Here is an 18,900-nt window from a genome sequence, read left to right as displayed (position 1 = left end):
ACGGAAGCGGAGTCGCTGATCCATGAAACGGTTCGCCGGTACGGCGTTCTGGACGTTCTTCGACCAGGCGGTCTGCAGCCTGACCACGGCCGTCCTGAGCATCGTCGTCGGCCGAAGTGTCTCGCCGCACGAGTTCGGTGCCTTCGGCATCGCCTTCCTCGTGTTCACGCTCCTCGTGGGGCTGTCGCGAGCCATGGTCACGGATCCGATGGTCGTGGTCTATTCCGGCGGTGACGACCCCGCCCGCGCCGATGCGACGAGCAAGGCGACGGCGCTCTCGACCGCCTTCGGACTCGGCACGGGCCTGGTGACGGTGCTGGTCGGCCTGGCCTTCGGCTACACCTCGACGCTCGGCGCCTCTCTGATCACGTTGGGCGTGAGCCTGCCCGGGCTGCTGCAGCAGGACGCCTGGCGCTACGCCTTCTTCATGGCTCGCCGGGCCCGCCCGGTGGCCGTCAACGACACCGTCCGGGCGATCGTGATGTTTGCCCTGCTGGCCGCGCTGTTCGCCCGCGACCGCGTCACGGTGCCGGTGATGATCCTGACCTGGGGCCTGTCGGCGTACGTCGCGGCGTTCCTCGGCGTCCTGCAGTCGCGGATCATCCCCCGGGCGAGGGGTGCCCTCGCCTGGTGGCAGGGGCACCGCGAGCTGTCGCTGCGGTTGGGCGCGGACTTCGGGATCAACCAAGGGGCAGCGAACGGGGCCACCATGGCCGTCGGGCCGGTGAGCTCACTGGCGGCCGTGGGTGCTCTCAACGCGTCCCGCACGCTGATGGGGCCGCTGACGCTGCTCTTCAGCGGGATGACCGCGCTGGTGCTGCCCGCCATGTCGGCGCGCATCCGGGAGTCCCTGACCCGGATCGCCGGGATCGTAGCGATCGCCCTCGGCAGTCTCGCGGCCGTGTGGATGCTGTTTCTCATGGTCATGCCGGAGGCCTGGGGCCTGTGGCTGCTCAAGGAGAACTGGGCGGGCGCCAAGGGCACCATCCTTCCGACGGGCGTCGGAATGGTGTGCATCTCGATGGCCATCGGACCCAACCTGGGCCTGAAGGCGCGGGCCCTGGGCAACGCCGTGCTGCGGGTCACGGTCGTGCAGGCGCCGCTGCTGGTCGTTCTCGGCACCGGCGGCGCCGCCCTGGCCGACGCCCCGGGCGCAGCCTGGGGGTTCGCCGCCGCGCAGGCGGTCGGCCTGGCCCTGACCTGGCGCGAGTTCCTCGCAGCGGAACGGCACCACGCCCCCGAGGTCGACGAGACCGTCGAGCTACCTCGCCCCGCGCAGCTCCCGCAACTCTCTGAGGTCTCGGAGCTCGGCGGGGCTCAGACGCGTGGCGCGCACCAGCGCCCACCACGCCAGCAGGGCGCCGTCAACCGGCGCGTGTCGTAGCGACCGTCCGCCCACGACGCCCAGCGGCGGAAGCGCCGCCGCCGTCAGCGCGGCCCACCAGCCAACCGGGGCCATTCGGCGGGTTGCGACCCCCGCCACCGCTGTGCCCACGCCCACGACCGCCCAAGACGCCGCGCCCAGCACGAGGAGTTGGCTCTTCGGGCCCATGGACGCGAACCAGCCGCGCGTCGACGTGTGCCACCGTTCCCGCCGGGCGAACGCGCGCAGCGTCGGCGCGAAGCCTCGGTGAATCGCCACCATGGCCGGGGCCCGCCCGACGCGATACCCGGCGTCGATCAGCCGCTGGGACAGGTCGCTGTCCTCCCGGGTGGCCAACCGCTCGTCGAAGCCGCCGACCGCGGCGAACGCCTCGGACCTGACCGCGAGATCCTGGGTCCACAACAGCGTGCCCCCGTGCGTGTCCTCCAGCACGGCCCAACGCCGCGCCACCCACGGGTCCGTCTCGGGGGCCAGGCAGCGCTCCCCGGCCGCGTCCAGGCCGCCCGAGATGGCGTCGAGCATCCCGCGGGCCCACCCGGGCGTCACGACGCAGTCGGCGTCGACGAAGGCGATCACGTCCACGGCGTCGAGCCGGGCCGCGCCGGCATTGCGCAGCGCGCCGATGCCCCGGATCGCAGCGGCGTCGACCACCTCGGCGTACGGCGCCGCGAGCGCCTGACTGCCGTCCGTCGAACCGTTGTCCATGAGGATGATCCGCTGCGGCGCCGGCGTCTGGGCGGCCAGTGCGGCGACGCAGTCGGCGATGTCCGCGGCCTCGTTCTTGCACGGAATGACCACGCCGTACGTCGACGCGGTGCGCGGCGTCATCGGACGGCCACCGAGCCCCTGGCGGCGTCCGGAACGAGCGGCGCCGGCGCCCGCCCCACCCGCTGGCCCAGCACCTCCCGCCGGCGAGCCTGGGCGACTTCCTTCCCGCCGACGGTCGCGGTCTGCGTCAGGAGCCCGGCGAGATAGGCCGCGTATCCGCGCGCCCGAGGACGATCGAGGACGGCCGCGTGGACCATGCGCAGCACCGTCCCGGCGGCCGACGCGGCCACGACCGACCGGGCGCGGGCGGCCGGGTGGTAGGCACGCATGTAGCCGCTGAACGACGCCCCACGCAGCCGGCTCATCTCGACCGACGGGGCCCCGGAGTTGCCCTCGGCGTGCCTGATGGTCAGATCCGGCACCAGCACCTGGCGGTAACCGTGTGCGCGCGCCACCCGGCCCAGCGACATGTCCTCGGAGTAGACGTAGAACTGTTCGTCGTAGCCGCCGACCTCGCGGAACTTGGCCATGTCGACCACGAGGCAGGCCCCGCTGGTCCAATCCACGAGGCAGCGCTCGGCGGGCCGCGGCTTGGCGTAGATCCCCCGCCGATGCGCCAGCTTGTGGAGGCCGGTGGCGTAGACCAGGGCCCGAGCGGTGGTCGGTTCCCAGCCGGCCGTCCCGATCTCGGTGCCGCCCTCGTGATCGAGCATGGTGGCCGAGTAGGAGATGGCGCCCGGGTCGGCCGCGAGTCGGCGGGACAGCTCGCGGATGTCCGCGACCGAGGGCCGCGAATCCGGATTGACGAAGGCGACGTGCGTCGCGGTGGAGCTGAGCGCGCCGAGGTTGGCCGCCCGCGCGTAGCCCTGGCCGCCCCCGTCGAGGAACCGCCAGCCCGGCGCGTCGTCGACGACCTCGCGGACGCCGTCGGCGTTGCCCGAGTTGTCCACGACGACCACCTGCAGGCTGGCGCCCCACGTCGTCCGGAGGGCCTCGATGTGGGGCCTGCTCCGATAGGTCACGATGACGACCTCTAGGTCCGGGGTGTTGCCGTCATCCATGGTGATCTCGTCTCCTGTCGGGGCCCGGTGCCGGATCGCGGCCGGGCGTCGTTGTGGCGACTAACGGTTTCGCCAGAGCTCACGGTACTTCTGCGCGGATCGCGGATTCTGATCCTTCTCGAAGATCCCGGATCCCAAGTCTGTGCCGGACTCGCTGAAGTAGTTCTCGAACAGGATGTCCTCGGCGTGCTTGTCGAGGAAGGCGCGCATCGTCTCGATGAACTCCGGGTGGTCGCCTGGGCCCAGCTGCTGATGCAGACCCCATTCGGGAATCGCCATGGGCTTGCCGTGCCGCTTGGCGAAGTCCAGCACCTCGCCGACGTTGGGTCCCTTCTCCGTGCCGCCGAGGTGCTCGGGGACGCCGTCGAAGCGCATCTCGTTCTCGTCGTACACGTCGCACCCCACGACGTCGACCACGTCGTCCCCGGGGTACAACCGCTCCAGCGGGGCCATCCGGTTGGTGTCGCCCACGACCTCGGCACCGCAGCTGATGTCGAAGACGAACCGCAGCTTCGGCTCGGCCGCCCGCATGACGGCGACCACGCGACGGAAGGCCGCCTTGTAGTCCTCGGCGGTCTTGGCGTCGGCGCCCCAGGAGGACCAACGGCTCCCGTTGGCCTCCGGGGCGACCCGGACCAGCGTGTCCGCGCGGCCGTTCTTCTGCAGGTTGGCGACGATCTGCCGCCAGGTGTCGTCGTGTTTTCCGTCGGCTACTGCCGCGAGGGATGAATTCCCGCCCTTGGCGGGGAGCACCGGGACGCCGAAGATCAGCGTGCCCTCGAAACCGGCCATCGCCTTGATGGTCCAGTCGTCGCGCATCACGTCCCAGCTCTCGTACGACGTGTAGCTGGTGGCGGTTTCGACGGGTGCGCCGCGCCAAGCTCCGAATCGCGCCAGCGGCTGCGGGGTGAACCCACCAAGCCAGATCCCCGACAGGTAGCGCCGCTTGGCGGTCGGGTCCTTGCGCAGATTAAAGGTGGGCTCCGTGGCCGTCAGCACAGCCGGGGCCGCCGTGGCCGGTGCGGGCACCTTGGCGTTCGGGGTCTGCACGGGGGGGGCCGGCGGCCGAGAGGACGTCGGCGATTGCGTCTCCGACGGGGGCGGTGGCTCCGGCGAGCTGCAGGCACTGACCGCCAGCAGGGCGGCGGTGAACGCCAGTGCGGGGCGGAGGCGACGCCTGCTCATGACGGCTGGTAGGTCGCGGTCTTCGCCGACCAGTTCAGGTGGGTGCGATAGGACGGCGAGCCGCCGGTCAGCGCCTCGCTCAGCGTGTCGGCCTGCAGCCCCGCGGCGGCGTAGGTAGCCAAGATCCGTTCGGTCAACGTGCTCCTAATGTCGAGCACCTCGTCGAGAGAGCAGCCAGGGTCGGCCTCGTTGGGGGCATCGTGCAACAGGATGATGTTCCCGCGGCGCACTCCCATCGTGGCCACGGTGGCGCGGCGTTCCTCGGAGGTGGCGTTCCAGTCCCACCCGGTGCGGTTCCAGTGCACGGGGGTCATGCCCAGGTCGCGGACGACGCGATGCCCGACCCGGTTGACGAGGCCGTGCGGCGGCCGGTACCAGATGACGGGTCGACCCGTGAGATCCGCCAGGCGGTCTCGCCCCTCGCGCAGGCGCGTGGTCAGCTGTGCGGCGGAGGCACCCAGGATGTGCCGATGATCCATGCCGTGCAGCCCCACCTCGTGCCCCGCGGCGCACACGGCCTCAAGCGTCGCGGGGTGCGCCAGCGCGTTGCCGACCAGGACGAAGAACACGGCCTTGGCGTCCCAGCGCGCGAGGACCTCCAGGATGCGGGGGGTGATCAGCGGGTGCGGACCGTCGTCGTACGTCATGGCGAACCGCGGGCGAGTCGTCCGCACCGAGGCGAGCACGCCCAGGGCGGCGGGGCTCACCGACTCCATGATGTCGCCGGCCTCCAGCTTGGCGCGGTGGAGCAGCAGGCCGCGGTCGACGGAGGCCAGCGAGGCGCGCAGGCCCTGCGCTCGGGCGCTCATCGCGCCGCCCCCGCCGGGGTCGGGCCCGCAGCGGTCGTTCCGGACGCGGCGGCGGCGGGACCGCCGGCGCTGGCGGGACCGCCGGCGCTGGCGAGGGCCGGCGGGGCGCCCAGCAGCAGGCCCTCCAGAAAGCCGAGGCCCCAGCCGTAGTGCATGGCGGCGAAGGCCGCGGGTAGCGCGGCCGCGTTGGTCGACCCGTCGGTGCCACGGGAGCGCCACGCGGCCGCCGAGGCGGCGGTCACGCCGAGCGCGTACGGCGTGAGCAGGGCCAAGGCCTGAGGTCGGCGGGGGGACAGCAGCACGCAGCAGGCGGTGCCGACCACGGCCGCCGGCGCGGCCAGGTGTCGCGGCCGCACGGCGCCACGGCCGTTCTTGCGGACCATGGCCGCCTTGCCTCGGCCATAGCGACGGTACTGGGCGAAGAAGGCCGGAATGGTGGGCCGGACCTCCCAACGAATCACCATCTCGGGGTCGAAGCCGATCCGGCCGCCGGCGGCCATGAGGCGCAGGTCGAAGTCGACGTCCTCGTTGACGAGCAACGTCTCGTCCCAGCCGCCCACGGCGCGCGCCTGCTCGATCCGGTAGACGCCGAAGGAGGCGTGGTCGGTCTCCTGGTAGCTCGTCGCGTAATGGTTGATGCTGTCGCCCACGCCGAAGCGGCTGGACAGGGCGAGCGCCACCGCGCGCCCGGTCGACGTGCTCGAGACCCCGCGGCGAAGCCCGCCCACGGCGACCAGCCCGGGGTCGTCGCTCAGGCGCCGCAGGGCGCGGGCCAGGTAGTCCGGGGTCACGGTGGCGTGGGCGTCCACCCGGGCGATGAAGTCGCCGGTGGCATGGGCCAAGCCGAGGTTGAGTGCGGCGGGGATGGTGACGGCGGGGTTGTGCAACAGCCGGATGCGGGGATCGTCCTGCGCGAGGGCGGCCACGATCTGCGGCGTACGGTCCGTGGACGCGCCGTCAACGACCAGCAACTCGATGGAGACGTCTTGCTGCGCCAGAACCGAGGCGACCGCGTCGGCGACGCAGGCTTCCTCGTTCAGCGTCGGCATGACGACGCTGACTACGTGTGCGTGCATGACCCCCCCGGGCGATGCTGGTGTCTCGAATGGCCCTGGGTCAGCTTACTGCAGGGTGTAGGACGACCGTCCAATCGGGTGGGCCCGGCCGGGCTAGTAGGCCCCGGACCCCGCCAGGACGGCCCGGAACGTCCGCAGCATGATGCGCAGGTCGAACGTGGGGGACCAGTTGTCCACATAGCGCAGGTCCAGCCGGATCGAGTCCTCCCAGCTCAGGTCGCTGCGGCCGCTGACCTGCCACAGCCCCGTCATGCCCGGACGGACATGCAGGCGACGCAGGTCATCGGGGGCGTAGCGGTCCACCTCGGCCTGGCTCTGCGGGCGCGGGCCGACGAGCGACATGGTGCCGAGCAGGACGTTGAACAGCTGCGGCAGCTCATCCACCGAGTAGGTCCGCAGGAACTGGCCGACCGAGGTGACGCGTGGATCGCGCTTCATCTTGAACTGCACCGTGTTGCCCTCGTTGTTGGCCATGAGCTTGGCCAACTGCTTGTCCGCGTCGACCACCATGGTGCGGAACTTGAAGATGCGGAACGGGCGGCCCTGCCGTCCGATTCGGGTCTGGGTGTAGAACACCGGACCCTTCGAGTCCAGCTTGATGGCCAATGCCGCCCCGAGGAGCAGCGGGCTGCACAAGATGATCAGCAGGAAGGACAGGACGCGATCCATCAGCGCCTTGCCGATGTGGTGCAGCCGGCTCGCCGCGGGACGCTCGATGTGCAGCAGGGAGGTGTCCTCCGAGGGCCGGATGCTCAGGCGCGGCCCCGCGACATCGATGAGTCCGGTCGACACCAACAGCTCGACGTCGAGGGAGTCCAGGCGCCAGGCGAGCCGACGCAGGCCGGCTCCGGAGAGCCGCGGCTCGCTCGTGACGATGACCACATCGGCGCGGCTCTGCTCGACGACCTCGGACGCCCTCCGCGGGTCCCCGAGGATGGGCAGGCCGGCGACGCGGTGCGGCGACTGCCCCGCGGCCTCGGTGCAGGCCGCGATCGGGAGCAGGCCCTCTCGGGAGCAGCGGCGCAGGCTCAGCGCGAGGCTCTCCACAGCGTCCCGGTTGCCTACCAGGAGCGCGCGCTGCATCATCAAACCCTTGGCGCGCTGCCGGTGCAGCCAGCCGCGCAGGCCGACGCGCAGCAGGGTGCTCAAGGCGTAGAGCGACGGCAGCCAGATGAGCAGGAAGGCCCGGCTGACGGTCTCGTTGATGACGACCGAGACGGCGCCCACCAGGCCGAACAGGATGAGGGCCGCGCGGTTGACGGCGCGGTATTCGTCCACCGTGACGGCCAGGTGGCGGTGCTCGTAACCGCGGGCCAGCCAGATCAGGAAGGGCCAGATCACGAGCCCCAGGGCGGCGACCGTCCAGTAGTGCTGCTGGACGAAGGCCTGCGGCCCCCACTGGGCGCCGAGCGCGCCGGCGATCGCGGCGACGAGGATGTCGCCCGCCACGATGCGGCGCAGGTAGGGCTCGTGCCACCCGCGACGCCGTACGGCGTAGTCGCGGAGCCCGTCGATCTGTCGGCCCGGGATCTCCCACGGGCCGGCAGTGGTGGCGCCGGTGGCCGGTCGGATCGTGTGTCGGGCCGCCGTCGTGGCAGCCTCGCGTGGCCTGCTGGTCGTGGTCACTTGCCCAAACCCCCTGGTTCCCAGCCCCCAAGCGTGCTCTTCATTGCCCCCACCCGCTGTCCTCGCCTGCGACGACCCGCTCCCACGGGTGCCTGGCGCAGCCGCATCTCACGCGGCTGAATCCCCTCTGCCGCTTCTGCGTCGGACGTTCGTCACACTAGGCGACCGGCACGGGGGGCGCAACCTGCCCGGGCCGGCCCAGGCCGCTCGAATTCCAATGATTCTTAAGGGATTCCGGGGCGGCGAGAGTGCTGTACGGCGCCCGTCCCGGAGGTCGACTCCTGCCAGTCGGGCACTCGGTCCGGCTCCGGTGTGGCTATTTTCCACGGACCTTTCCCTCAAGTTGTCGGGGGGGATGCCGAACAAGCGTCGAGAAGAGTGCGGCCCACCCAAGGAATGTTGACATAATCTATTCCTTGTGCCGCCATTGATCGCTTCCTCTGGGGGAGTGCCCATGGAACGCTCATGTGCCTAAGTGGGTGGACGAAGGGTTAGGCGTCCCCTGCTGATTGAGGTTTAGCTGATGCCCTCGAAATCACCCCTACGCCGCCGCCCCATGGCAATGGCACTGTCTTTCCTGGCCCTTCCCGCCCTTGCGGGAGGCGCCTCCATTGCAGCCTCCACCAGTGCAGAAGCCGCTGGTGTCTCCATCTTCCGGATGACCGCCGGAACGTCTGTCGTGACGGACTCGCAAGGCCGCGCATGGCAGGCCGCGAGCGGATTCAATCAAGGTGACCGCAGCCAGGATTATTGGCGTGCCGGTGATGTAAAGAATACCGCTGATGGCCAGCTGTATTTCTCCGAGATGGTCCGAATGTCCCGCTGGGACAAGCCCATTGCTAATGGCAATTATCGGGTTACCCTCAAGATGCGCGAGAGCTGGTGGACCCAGCCCGGGCAGCGCGTCTTCTCGGTGTCCGCCGAAGGTAAACCTGCGCTCACGGACTTGGACATTGTTGCGGCCGCGGGTAAAGACACCGCTTACGACCGCAGCTTCGACGTCACCGTCGCCGACGGCCAGCTGAACCTCGGCTTCACGGCCACGAAGGACAGCGCCCTGGTATCAGGGATCGAGATCACGTCGCTCGGCGGCAGCACGGCGCCGACCACCACCGCCCCCACGTTCAACCCCACGACGCGCACTGAGGTCGTCGCCCGGGTATCGATGGGCAACGGCGCGGTCAAGGACACCGCCGGCAACACCTGGGAGGCCCGCAACGGCATCCGGGGCGGCTGGCTCGGCAACAACCCGTACGGCGCCACCGGCGATGTCCGTGGCACCAGCGACGACGCGATCTACCGCGACGGCTGGGTCTTCCCGACCAGCTGGAGCCGCAGCGTGCCCAACGGCACCTACGAGGTCACGCTGAAGATGCGGGAGTCCTACTTCAGCGCCGCCGGACAGCGCGTCTTCGACGTCACCGCGGAGGGCCAGACGAAGCTGTCGGGCATCGACATCGTCAAGGCCGTCGGCGCCAACACGGCGTACGACCGGACCTTCACGACCACGGTGAGCGATGGCCAGCTCGACCTCGGCTTCCCCCGTAAGGTGGACGGCGCGGTCGTCTCCGCGATCCAACTGGCCAAGGTGTCCGTGATCTCACCGCAGTCTCCCGCTCCGAGTTCGCCGTCCAGCGCGCCCACGACGGCGCCGACCAGCGCGCCCACGACTGCTCCCACCACTGCGCCGACGAGTGCCCCCACGACATCGGCGCCCGCGCCCAAGCCCACCACGAGCACGACGACGCCCCCGACCACCCCGGCGCCGACTGGCTCCACCAAGGGCACCCGCAGCGGCATGCTGTTCGACTCGGGCGGCTTCACCATGCACGAGGCCTCGCGCGTCTCCCAGCTGGAGGCGCTGCGCGGCCGCAAGGTCGACATCATCTCCGTCGCGCCCTCGCGGGAGAACTGGTCGGAGATGCAGAACCCCTGGTTCATGGACTCCGAGCGGCTCCCGGCCGGTTACACGGGCAACCTGGAGGTCGCCGTGCCGCTGTGGCCCGAGGACGGCAACCTCGGCACCGCGGCTGCCGGCGGCTACAACCAGCAGTGGCAGGCCATGGCCTCGATGATCTCCGCGCGGTTCCCGAAGGCGTACATCCGCCTGGGCTGGGAGATGAACCTCAACGGCTGGCCGCACAGCGCCTACCCGGCGTCCGCGGAGCAGTGGAAGGCGGCCTACCGCCAGGCCGTCACCGCGATCCGTCGCGGCGGCTCCCAGCTGCGCATCTCCTGGGTCCCCAACGAGGGACGCGGCCAGACCGGCACCGAGGACGCGGGCGTCTTCTACCCCGGTGACGCCTATGTCGACTTCATCGGCATGGACGCCTACGACTGGTGGCCCGGCTACACCAACGAGGCCAACATCGCCGAGCACCGCGACAGCAAGTACGGCTGGAACTACTGGCTGAACTTCGCCAAGGCGCACAACAAGCGGTTCGTGCTGCCCGAGTGGGGGATCGCCCCGGCCAACGACGCCAGTGGCGGCGACAACCCGACGTACATCAACTTCGTGTACTCATGGCTGAAGGCCAACGCGGAGTGGGTGCAGTACGAGAGCTACTTCCACGAGACCGGTTCCTACATCCGTTCGGACCTGATCTCGGGGCAGAACCCGCGGGCGCTGGCCGAGTACAAGCGGTGGATGCCGCTGATGGGCAAGAGCTGAGCACGGCGCTGCGCGACTAACGATCCCGCCGGCTCTCCTGGACTTCAGGGGTGCCGGCGGGTTCCGTTGCGTCCGGGGTGGGCGCTGCCGCCGTACGCCGTGGCCGCCGCTCCATGGCCCGCTCGTGCTCGAGGAATTTCACCCAGGTCAGCGCGCACCCCACGGACTGGGCCAGGGCGAGGCCCACCGCGCCGCCGACGGCCCCGTACTTGCTGGCCCCGACGGCGCCCAACACCACGAACAGCGGAGCCTGCAGCAGCGTCACGGTCAGCAGCTGACCGGCGCGCTCGCGTGCCTTGAGGCCGAGGATCGCCCCCATGGCAAACCCGACCATGGCGACGGTCCACCCCATCGCCGGGAGCACCGACCTGGCCCCCGGCCAGTTGTCGCCCAGCAGCCATACCCCCCCCAGGACGTCGGCATCGCCAGGAGGAAGATCGTCACGCCGACCGTGCTGGCCCCCAACGCGACACCGACGACGACGGCCAACCGGCGCGGTGACTCGGTGGCGAGCCGCCGCGCCATCGTCGGCAGCACGAAGGAGGCGGCCGCCGAGGACAGCAGCTGCATAGGGCCGAGCAGCGTGCGCGCCGCGCTCAGTGCTCCCACGGCTTCGAGCCGGTCCACCTTGCCGATGAGCAGGAGGGATCCGTTGTAGGACCCTTGGTTCAGCGCGAACTCGGGACCGAGCCGGCTCGTGAGGTCACGGTGCTGGGCCAGCCAGCCGGCGGCGGCGCTGACCTTCGGTACGGTGCGCATCTGGACCAGGCCCACGAGCGAGCCGACGGCGGCGCCCGCCACCCAACAGGCCATGAGCAGGCCGACCCGGTGCTCCTCCTCCCGCAGGGCCACCGCGAGCCCGCCCAACTGCACCACCGCCCAAGTCATGTCGTTGACGAAGGCCTTGGCCGGGGCCTCGCGCGACAGGAAGACGTAGCGCCACGCGTCCTGCAGCAAGAAGAAGGGCAGGCCCAGGGCGGTGAGGCGCATCGCTACCGTCAGATCGGGCGGAAACACCGGCAGGAGGGAGACCCCCGCGACGATCAGGCCGCATCCGCACCCCGAGGCCAGCGCGGCGCCCGTGGCCCGTCGCGCGGCGTCCCGGTGTGCCTCCTGCGCAGCCGCGGCGTAGCGGATCACCAAGGGATCGGAGACCACCGCGCGGGCGAGGCCGACGAGGAAGTTGTAGATCAGCAGCCCGACGCCGTACGCCCCGAACTCGCTCTCGGTGACGGAGCGCGCAATGACGATGGACAGGGCTGCCGTGGACAGGCTGGAGACCGCCTGGTCGGCAAACGTCCACAGCGCGCCGCGCGTTGCCACCAAGAATCCCTTCGTGGATGCCCGCTCCGCGTCACCGGTGCGGCGGGGCGGAAAGCATTGGCATCGTAGCGTGCTCGTCCGTGGGCCAGTCCTGCGGGAGGGGCGCCGGGGCACGCTTGCGCAGCGCGGGGGCACACCACGTGATGCAGGCCAGGCTGCAGGTCACCAGCGGCTGGGAGGCAGGCTGAATCACCAGGAAGGACACCAGCACGCTGATGCCGAGGGCCGGGTAGGCAGACCTCGTGTGCGCCACCACGATCACGGCGACGAGGACGAGCCCGGCCAGGAGCCCGTACTCGAAGAGCATCTTGGCGACATTGGGCACCACGAGGCCGGGTTGGCCCAGGTCGTCGATGTACAGGCGGGCCGAGCCGGCCCCGTAGCCGAACAGGACGCCGGGCGGATCCGCCAACCAGCGGGGAACGAGCACGGCGTACGGTTCCACGGCCCGCAACGAGGACGAGGAGTTGGTCTGCGAGACCTCGCCGAAGCGGCCGAAGACGTAGGCCCCGATCGGGGTGAAGGCGCTGGCGACGAGCAGAGCTAGCCCGACCGTCAGGTGCCGACGCAGCCCGGCCGCCTCCGGCGTGAACGGCAGGATCACAATCGCGATCGCGAGGACGGCCAGGCCGGAGCCGGCGAACGTCGACAGCATGCCCGCCAGCAGCAGCGCCGTCCGCCAGACGGAGACCCTGGCGACGAGGGCACACACGACGGCGATCCCGAGCATGAACGACAGGAACGAGGGTTCCAGGGCGAGCCAGCCGTTGGAGCGGTAGATGGGGCTGCCGTACGTGATCGGATAGGTGATCACGAAGCCGTCCACCAGGTAGGGGGAGGGGACGACCGCGGCCAGGTGGTCCCGGTAGGGCAGCCCGGCCAGCTGGCTGCCGAGGAACACGAGCGACACGGCGCTGATGCCGCAGCTCACATTGGCGATGGCCGCCGCCACCCGACGGGTCGTGTCTGCGGAGGTGTCGCGGAAGCGGACCGCGATCCCGACCCAGATCACCAGCCAGAAGGCCCAGCTGGGCACGCTGATGTTGAGGGCCGTGTGGAAGCGCATCTGAAGCAGCGTCGCCACCGCGGTGGTCGCCACCGCCCACCCGAAGAGCTGGGCGCGCCGCGGCTCGATGACCAGCACGCCCTTCACCAGGCCGAGGCCGATGACCAGCAGGGTCAGCGGGGTCGAGGCCGAGATGGACAGCCCAGGCAGCGCTGAGATGCGTTGCAGGAGAAAGTTGCCCAGGAAGAGCGCGCCGGCCCAGGTGGCTGGGTCGGCCGCCCACCGGTGGCTGGACTGGCTAGGCCGTGGCATGGGCCCGCTGGCGAGCCGATGCCACGTCGGGCGATCCCGCGGGGTCCACGACGAGCAGGGCCGACCGGCCTCGGGCGTCCGCAACGGCCCGGTCGAGATCCTGGATCTTGGTCCGCCGCAGATGCACCGGCCAGAGCACCAGCGAGGAGGCGCGCTGCCGGCGGCGGGCATCCTGGGGGGTCGTCGACACGAGGGTGACGTCGCCGGGACCGCCGGCGAAGTCGGCGAGCGGGGCCCGGGTCAAGACGCCGACCGAGGCCAGGGATTGGACGACCTGGTGCGCCGCGTCGTCCGCGCCGCTGGACGCGGCGCCTGAGCGCTCGTGGTCAACGACGAAGACCGAGTCGACGGACTCATCGACGAGCCGGGGCACCTCGTTGGGCCGCACGGTGTCCAAGTCCGGATAGAGGCCGGCCAACTCCTCCATCGAGGAGACCCGCCCGCGGCGGCGGAAGAACAGCTGGACCGGCAGCAGGCCTAGGACGAGGCCACCGACGGCCCCCAGCAGGGCCAGGCTCGTGAGCGGTGCCCGAGTCGCGGCGGCGGGGTCCGCCTCCTTGAGCACGGACAGGCGCCCGGAGCTCGCGAGGAGGTCGCCTTGGCTGGCCGCGAGGCGTGCGGCGAGGCCATCGGTGCGGGCCTGTTCCGCGGTCGTCGACTTGAGCTGGGGCGTCTCGATCAGCTTCGAGGTGGCCGCCGTCACGGCATCGAGCTCCGCGCGCAGGCGGGCCTCCGACGCGGCGACTGCGGCCTTCGCCACGGCGTTGGCCTGCTGGGCGGCCTCCTCAGCGGTCGGCGCGCTCACCTCGATCTGGACCACCGCGGCATCGCCGGACGTGGCGACGCGGGTGCGCTGGCGCAGGTCGTCCGCCGGCACGCCCGTCTGCTGGGCCGCGACGTCGAAGGCGTTCGAGGCCTGGATCTGCGCCAGCGTGCTGGCGTTGTTGCGGGCGACGGTCTGGGCGTCGTTGTTGGCCCCGCTGGTCACCATCAGGAGTTGGGCCGACGTCTTCGGTTCGATAGAGCGACCGACCCAGCCCATCGCCAGCAACAGCGCGATCGTGGTGATGACGGGGAGCCACCACCACCTCTTCAGCGCGAACTTCATCGCGGTTGTCCCCTCGTCCTCGGTGTCGTCGATTCGCCCCCACCCGGCGGCCCCCGCCGACGCGCGACACTGCTTGCTGCGTGCGCGGCCCTCTAGCACCGGGGTGGCGCTGGTCGAGCGCGCTGGTTGAACGATCGTTCGGCACCAAGATACCGCGCGACCCGTGGCACTCGGGCACGCTCGATCAGCGGGGCAGGGGGATGGGAACGCCGGTGGCGGTCAGGGCGGCGTAGGGATTCGGCCCCGAGTACACGGTGCCCGCGCCGCTGGCGGACCACGCGGCGACGCCGCCGGCGCCTGTCGCGCTCGTCGTGAGCCGCCCCAGGGTGGTCGTCCCGGCCAGGCCGCTCGAAACGAGCTGGGCCACCGTGCCCGTGCCGCCGGCGGGCACCTTGACCAGGACCAGTCGATCGCCGGCGACCACATAGGCCCAGATGCCGTTCGCGGCACCGGGGTTGGCGAGCGTGGCCGCGCTGACCCCCGGGAGGCTGGCGACGACGGCCGGGGCGCCGACGGTCGGTGCCGCGCCGACGCCGACCGCGCCGATGACCAGTCGCGTCACGGTCCCCCCGGCATGAAAGGCCAGCACCGTCACCTGGCGGGCGCCCGCATCGACGGTCGCGACGAGTCCCTGCGCATCGGCCCAGTCGGTCTTGAGGACGCGATCCTCGAGCATCTTGCCGTCAGCGAACAGCGTGAGGTGGGAGGCCCCGTCGGTCCCCACGCCCAACGCCGCCGCGACCGGCTTGTGCACCGGACTGGTCACCGACCCCGCGGCCGCCGTGGCGATTCGATGCTTATAGGGCAGCGTGCCGCTGGGCGCCCCGAAGACCCCGCCGGCGCTCACCCGCTCGCCCACGCGGCCGCCCGCCACGGCGTTGTACAGGGTCACCTGGTACGCCGTCGCCGGAAGCGTCGTCGACCCCGGTGCGGTGCTGGCCCCGCTGGTCGGTGGGCTGCCTGCCGATGGCCCCGTCGTGGGGGACGCGCTGGGCGTCGCGGTGGGTGCCGGAGCACCGGTGGTGCTGGAGGAACTCGGCGGCCCCGCGCTCGAGCTGCTGCTCGCCGAGGGCGTCGGCGTCGTGCTGGCCGCGGAGGACGGTGCCGGCGTCGAGCCGGTCGCGACCGGCGGGCCGCCCGCGGACGGCGTCGCGGAGGATGCGGAGCCCGGAGCCTGCTGGCCCGGTCCCGGGACGGACGTCGGCGCCGGTGCAGGCACCGGAGCGGGCGCCGGCACCACCGAGGCCTGTGGCGCCGTGGGCACCCAGCTGGGCATGGGCTGCAGGTCGACGTCGGTCGGGGAGACCCAGGGCGTCGGGCTGGAGCTCCGGGGAGCGGCGGTGCTGCCGCTGGCGGCCTCGGAGGCGGCGATGAGGCCTGCGCCGCCTCCCTTGGTCATCAGGCCGAACGTGCCGGTCGTGACGAGCACGAGGCCGGCGGCGACGCCAATGCTCTTGGCGAGGCGGCGGTGATCGCCGGAGCGACGCACCGCGACGGCGTCGGCCAGCGTGGCCCGCCGCGCCGCGTCGCGGGCGAGGTCCCGCAGGAGGGGATCGAGGTCGAAGTCAGCCACGCTGAGACTCCTTGGCGTCGGACAGGACCGTCGCGAGTGCGGCGCGGCCCCGAGACAGGCGTGCCTTGACCGTGCCGAGGGGCACGCCGGTCAGGGCGGCGACCTCCTCGACGGGCAGGTCACACAGGTGGTGCAACACGATGGTGTGCCGCTGCGCCTCGGGCAGCTCCCGCAGGGCGGTCACGAGCAAGACGTGGTCGGGCGAGATGGACTCCACCGCCTCGGACTCCGCCCGACGCATCCAGGCGACCGCGGCGTTCTTGGTCTTGCGCCACCGGGAGACGGCCAGGCGGTAGGCCACGGTGCGCAGCCACGCCTCGGGCGAATCGACGAGCGAGAGTTGATCGCGCCGCTCCCAGGCCCGGGTGAAGGCCTCCTGGACGACGTCCTGGGCCTCCGCGAGGTTGCCGCACACGGCGTACATCTGCCCGACGAGGCGCCGCGAATGGGCCGCGTAGAGCTCGTCGAAGGCGGCAGCGTCCATGCGGTCCTCGGCCCCCCTCTCCGCGGACATGACCAGCCAGGCCTCACCTGATCCGGCCAGCCTAGGCCGAACGGAGGGGCGGAGCGTGGTGGTCAGCGCGGGAGGAGCGCTGCGGACTCGGGGTGCGGTCGCCAGGGCGGCCGCACCCCGAGCGGCGGGCGGATGGCCCGGCCGGGTCACCGGATGCACCCGTCGGCGGACGGACCGACGGGACCGATGGCCGATCGGCATGGGGGCAGCCGAAATCGCCGGAAGCACACAAAGCTCCACGGTCGTCATCGCTGGCCCCCACATACCCATGCCGCGTCGGCGGCACATCTTCTCTGTGGGTCATACGCCTGGCTTACGGTCCCGGTTGCGTGTGGTGCAGGGATCGGCCAAAAGTCCAGATGGCGAGACGCCGGCGTCAGCCCGGCCCCGGTGGAACGGCGAGGATCGCGGCGGCCGCGCCGAGCACCATCGCCGGGCCGAAGGCCAGTCGGGTGTGGCGCCCCGCCCGCCGACGGAGCAGCAGCCAGCCGGCCACGACTCCGCCGATCAGAAACATCGCGTAGATCCCGCCGAGGAGGCGTTCCCAGGAGAACCAGCCCAGGAGGGCGCCGAGGGTGCCCGCCAGCTTGACGTCGCCAAGGCCGAGGGCTCGTCGCGAGACGACATGGAGCACGGCGAAGGCCACCAGGGCGACGACACCGGCCAGCACGGCCCGGCGCGCGGCTCCGGGGCCCCCGTCGCCCCGCCACGCGGCCGGGGCGAGCGCGAGGGCCAGCGCCGGGTAGGCGGGCAGCGTCAGCCGGTCCGGGAGCCGATGCACGTCGACGTCCACGGCCGCCAGCACGCCGTACAGCGGGACCGCCGCGACGTACGGCGCCGCGACGGCGGGGCCCGCGGTGGCGAGCCGCACCGCGAGCAGGGCGGCGACGAGCGCGAAGGCCGCCGGGAGGAAGCGGTACGTCGGGAGCGGGCGCTGCCACTCGTCCGCATACCGGCGATGCCGCCCCTGGGCCAATCGGTCGCGGGCCAGGAAGCCCGCGCCGGCCCCGTACGCCGCAGCGACCAGCACCCCGGCCACCAGCGCTCCCGTCAGTTCCACGCTCCCCATGATGCGACCGGGTGGCGACGCCCCGCGGACGCTTTCCACAGCCCCGAAACCTCATCCCGGCGTGGGGGTTTGGGACGCGACGGACGCCGGGGGACGATGGGCGGGCCATGGCTAGACGACCGTCGCACCTGACTCACGCCATCGGTGGCGCCCTCGACACCGCCCCCGGGTGGCTGCGCGCTGCCCTCGCGGCGATGGAGGCGGCCTCGGTGTCGCTGGTGCTCATCGCCCTGCCGGTGTTCCTGGTCTGGTTGGCCAGCCCGAATGTCAGCGTCGGCGGGTGGCGCGCGGTGCAGATGGGGCTCGCCGGCTGGTGCCTCGGGCACGGTGGGGCACTGGCCGTGCGGATTGGGACCGTGTCCCTGGTCCCGCTGCTGTACACGCTCGTCGCCCTCGTCACCGCGACCTGGTCGGCCGGACGACTGGCGGCCGGCTTGGTGCGGCAGGCTCCCGGGCGGCTCGCCTGGGCGAGCGGTCTGCGCCGCGACGTGGCCGTCGAGGGGGGCGTTTTCGTCGGCCTCTACACGCTGTTCGGCCTGCTCGCGGCGCTCCTGGCGCGCACGGCCGACTTCGCCCCCTCGGTGCCTCGGGCCCTGGTCGGCTTCCTCCTCGTGGGTCTCGGCGCCTACGTCCTGGGGCTGCGGTCGGAATTCCGCGCCGACCTGGGGGAGGTGGCCCCGGGCCTGCGCGCGGGGCTCCGGTGGCCCGCGTGGGCCCGCCAGGGCTGGGCGGCGGGCTGGCGCACCCTGGCGTGGCTGTTGCTGCTCGCTCAGATCCTCGTGTTCCTCGTCATCGTCGTGCGGTTCGATCGCATCGCCGGCCTGTACGACGCGCTGAGCCCCGGCGTCTTGGGTGGGGTCGTCCTCACCGGCGTCCAGGCCCTCTACCTGCCCAACCTCGCGGTCTGGGCGCTGAGCTGGCTGGCCGGGCCGGGTTTCGGGATCGGCGTGGACTCCTCGGTCACGCTGACCACGGCGGAGCCCGGGCTGCTGCCGCTGATCCCCGTGTTCGGCGCGCTGCCCGAGCCCGGGCCGCTGCCCGCGATCGTGCGGGCGGCGCTGATCGTCCCGGTCGCTGCCGGCGTCTTCCTCGAACGACGCTGCGCGCGCGCCGTCGGCCCCGACCCGCTGGATCGGGCGCTGGCGGCGGCCTCCGGCTGCCTGGTCGCCGGAGCCGGCGCGACCCTGCTCGCCGTCATCGCGGGAGGGGCCCTCGGCTCGGCCCGGCTGGCCACAGTGGGCGCGCCCCCGTTCCTGCTCGGGGCGATGCTCGGCGGTGAGCTGGCGCTGGGGGCGGCGCTCTCCCTCGGCGTCCGATGGGGCCGTCGATCGATGCGCCCAGGCGAGTCGACGGCCACCCCGGCGCCGCAGGCCGTCCCGGCAGGCCCTGCGTCGACCCGACGGTAGGGTGCCGGC

15 protein-coding genes are annotated in these 18,900 nt (G+C 71.9%); 2 read left to right on the top strand and 13 right to left on the bottom strand.

Features of this window, described 5'->3' with window-relative positions; genetic code table 11:
- Window positions 1-1,261: 1,261 nt before the first annotated feature.
- The 6 genes from IPK37_02485 to IPK37_02460 form a co-directional block, all read right to left on the bottom strand.
- Entirely contained in the window at window positions 1,262-2,212 is a 951-nt protein-coding gene (locus tag IPK37_02485) for a glycosyltransferase (protein QQS01358.1), read from the bottom strand.
- On the bottom strand, window positions 2,209-3,213 hold the full coding sequence (locus IPK37_02480; protein QQS01357.1) for a glycosyltransferase family 2 protein: 1,005 nt from the start codon (window positions 3,211-3,213) through the stop codon (window positions 2,209-2,211). Before IPK37_02480 ends, IPK37_02485 begins: the two co-directional genes overlap by 4 nt.
- Window positions 3,214-3,273: 60 nt before the next feature.
- Window positions 3,274-4,263: a hypothetical protein gene (locus IPK37_02475; protein QQS01356.1), complete on the bottom strand. Its 990-nt coding sequence runs from the start codon at window positions 4,261-4,263 to the stop codon at window positions 3,274-3,276.
- Between the two features lie 131 nt (window positions 4,264-4,394).
- Window positions 4,395-5,207, bottom strand: a complete 813-nt coding sequence (locus IPK37_02470) for a polysaccharide deacetylase family protein (GenBank protein ID QQS01355.1) — start codon at window positions 5,205-5,207, stop codon at window positions 4,395-4,397.
- Complete coding sequence (locus IPK37_02465) at window positions 5,204-6,283, bottom strand: glycosyltransferase family 2 protein (protein ID QQS01354.1); 1,080 nt, start codon at window positions 6,281-6,283, stop codon at window positions 5,204-5,206. Before IPK37_02465 ends, IPK37_02470 begins: the two co-directional genes overlap by 4 nt.
- 93 nt (window positions 6,284-6,376) lie before the next feature.
- Window positions 6,377-7,798, bottom strand: coding sequence for a sugar transferase (locus IPK37_02460; protein ID QQS02616.1), 1,422 nt, complete (start codon window positions 7,796-7,798; stop codon window positions 6,377-6,379).
- A gap of 769 nt (window positions 7,799-8,567) precedes the next feature.
- Between IPK37_02460 and IPK37_02455 the strand changes: the two genes are divergently transcribed.
- Window positions 8,568-10,580, top strand: coding sequence for a glycosidase (locus tag IPK37_02455; GenBank protein ID QQS02615.1), 2,013 nt, complete (start codon window positions 8,568-8,570; stop codon window positions 10,578-10,580).
- 16 nt (window positions 10,581-10,596) lie between these two features.
- On the opposite strand, the gene IPK37_02450 is transcribed toward IPK37_02455, so the two are convergent.
- The 7 genes from IPK37_02450 to IPK37_02420 form a co-directional block, all read right to left on the bottom strand.
- Window positions 10,597-10,845, bottom strand: a complete 249-nt coding sequence (locus IPK37_02450; GenBank protein ID QQS01353.1) for a hypothetical protein — start codon at window positions 10,843-10,845, stop codon at window positions 10,597-10,599.
- Window positions 10,846-10,847: 2 nt separating this feature from the next.
- A complete protein-coding gene (locus IPK37_02445) occupies window positions 10,848-11,903 on the bottom strand; it encodes a hypothetical protein (GenBank protein ID QQS01352.1) in 1,056 nt (351 codons plus the stop codon).
- A 31-nt stretch (window positions 11,904-11,934) separates the two neighbouring features.
- Window positions 11,935-13,221 carry a hypothetical protein gene (locus IPK37_02440; GenBank protein QQS01351.1) on the bottom strand — a complete coding sequence of 429 codons (1,287 nt, stop codon included), beginning with the start codon at window positions 13,219-13,221 and terminating at the stop codon, window positions 11,935-11,937.
- Complete coding sequence (locus IPK37_02435; protein QQS01350.1) at window positions 13,208-14,329, bottom strand: hypothetical protein; 1,122 nt, start codon at window positions 14,327-14,329, stop codon at window positions 13,208-13,210. The genes IPK37_02440 and IPK37_02435 overlap by 14 nt, the downstream gene beginning before the upstream one ends.
- Before the next feature lie 184 nt (window positions 14,330-14,513).
- The gene (locus IPK37_02430; protein ID QQS01349.1) at window positions 14,514-15,902 is read right to left on the bottom strand and encodes a hypothetical protein; all 1,389 of its coding nucleotides are present in this window, start codon (window positions 15,900-15,902) and stop codon (window positions 14,514-14,516) included.
- Window positions 15,895-16,386, bottom strand: a complete 492-nt coding sequence (locus IPK37_02425) for a SigE family RNA polymerase sigma factor (GenBank protein ID QQS01348.1) — start codon at window positions 16,384-16,386, stop codon at window positions 15,895-15,897. Before IPK37_02425 ends, IPK37_02430 begins: the two co-directional genes overlap by 8 nt.
- Window positions 16,387-16,792: 406 nt before the next feature.
- Window positions 16,793-17,476, bottom strand: coding sequence for a prepilin peptidase (locus tag IPK37_02420; GenBank protein QQS01347.1), 684 nt, complete (start codon window positions 17,474-17,476; stop codon window positions 16,793-16,795).
- Between the two features lie 116 nt (window positions 17,477-17,592).
- Between IPK37_02420 and IPK37_02415 the strand changes: the two genes are divergently transcribed.
- Complete coding sequence (locus tag IPK37_02415; protein QQS01346.1) at window positions 17,593-18,891, top strand: hypothetical protein; 1,299 nt, start codon at window positions 17,593-17,595, stop codon at window positions 18,889-18,891.
- Window positions 18,892-18,900: the final 9 nt, after the last annotated feature.

The organism is Austwickia sp., assembly GCA_016699675.1.
Classification (GTDB): Bacteria; Actinomycetota; Actinomycetes; order Actinomycetales; family Dermatophilaceae; genus Austwickia.
Note: the sequence above shows the minus strand (reverse complement) of the source record. Positions and strands in the feature narration are given on the sequence as shown.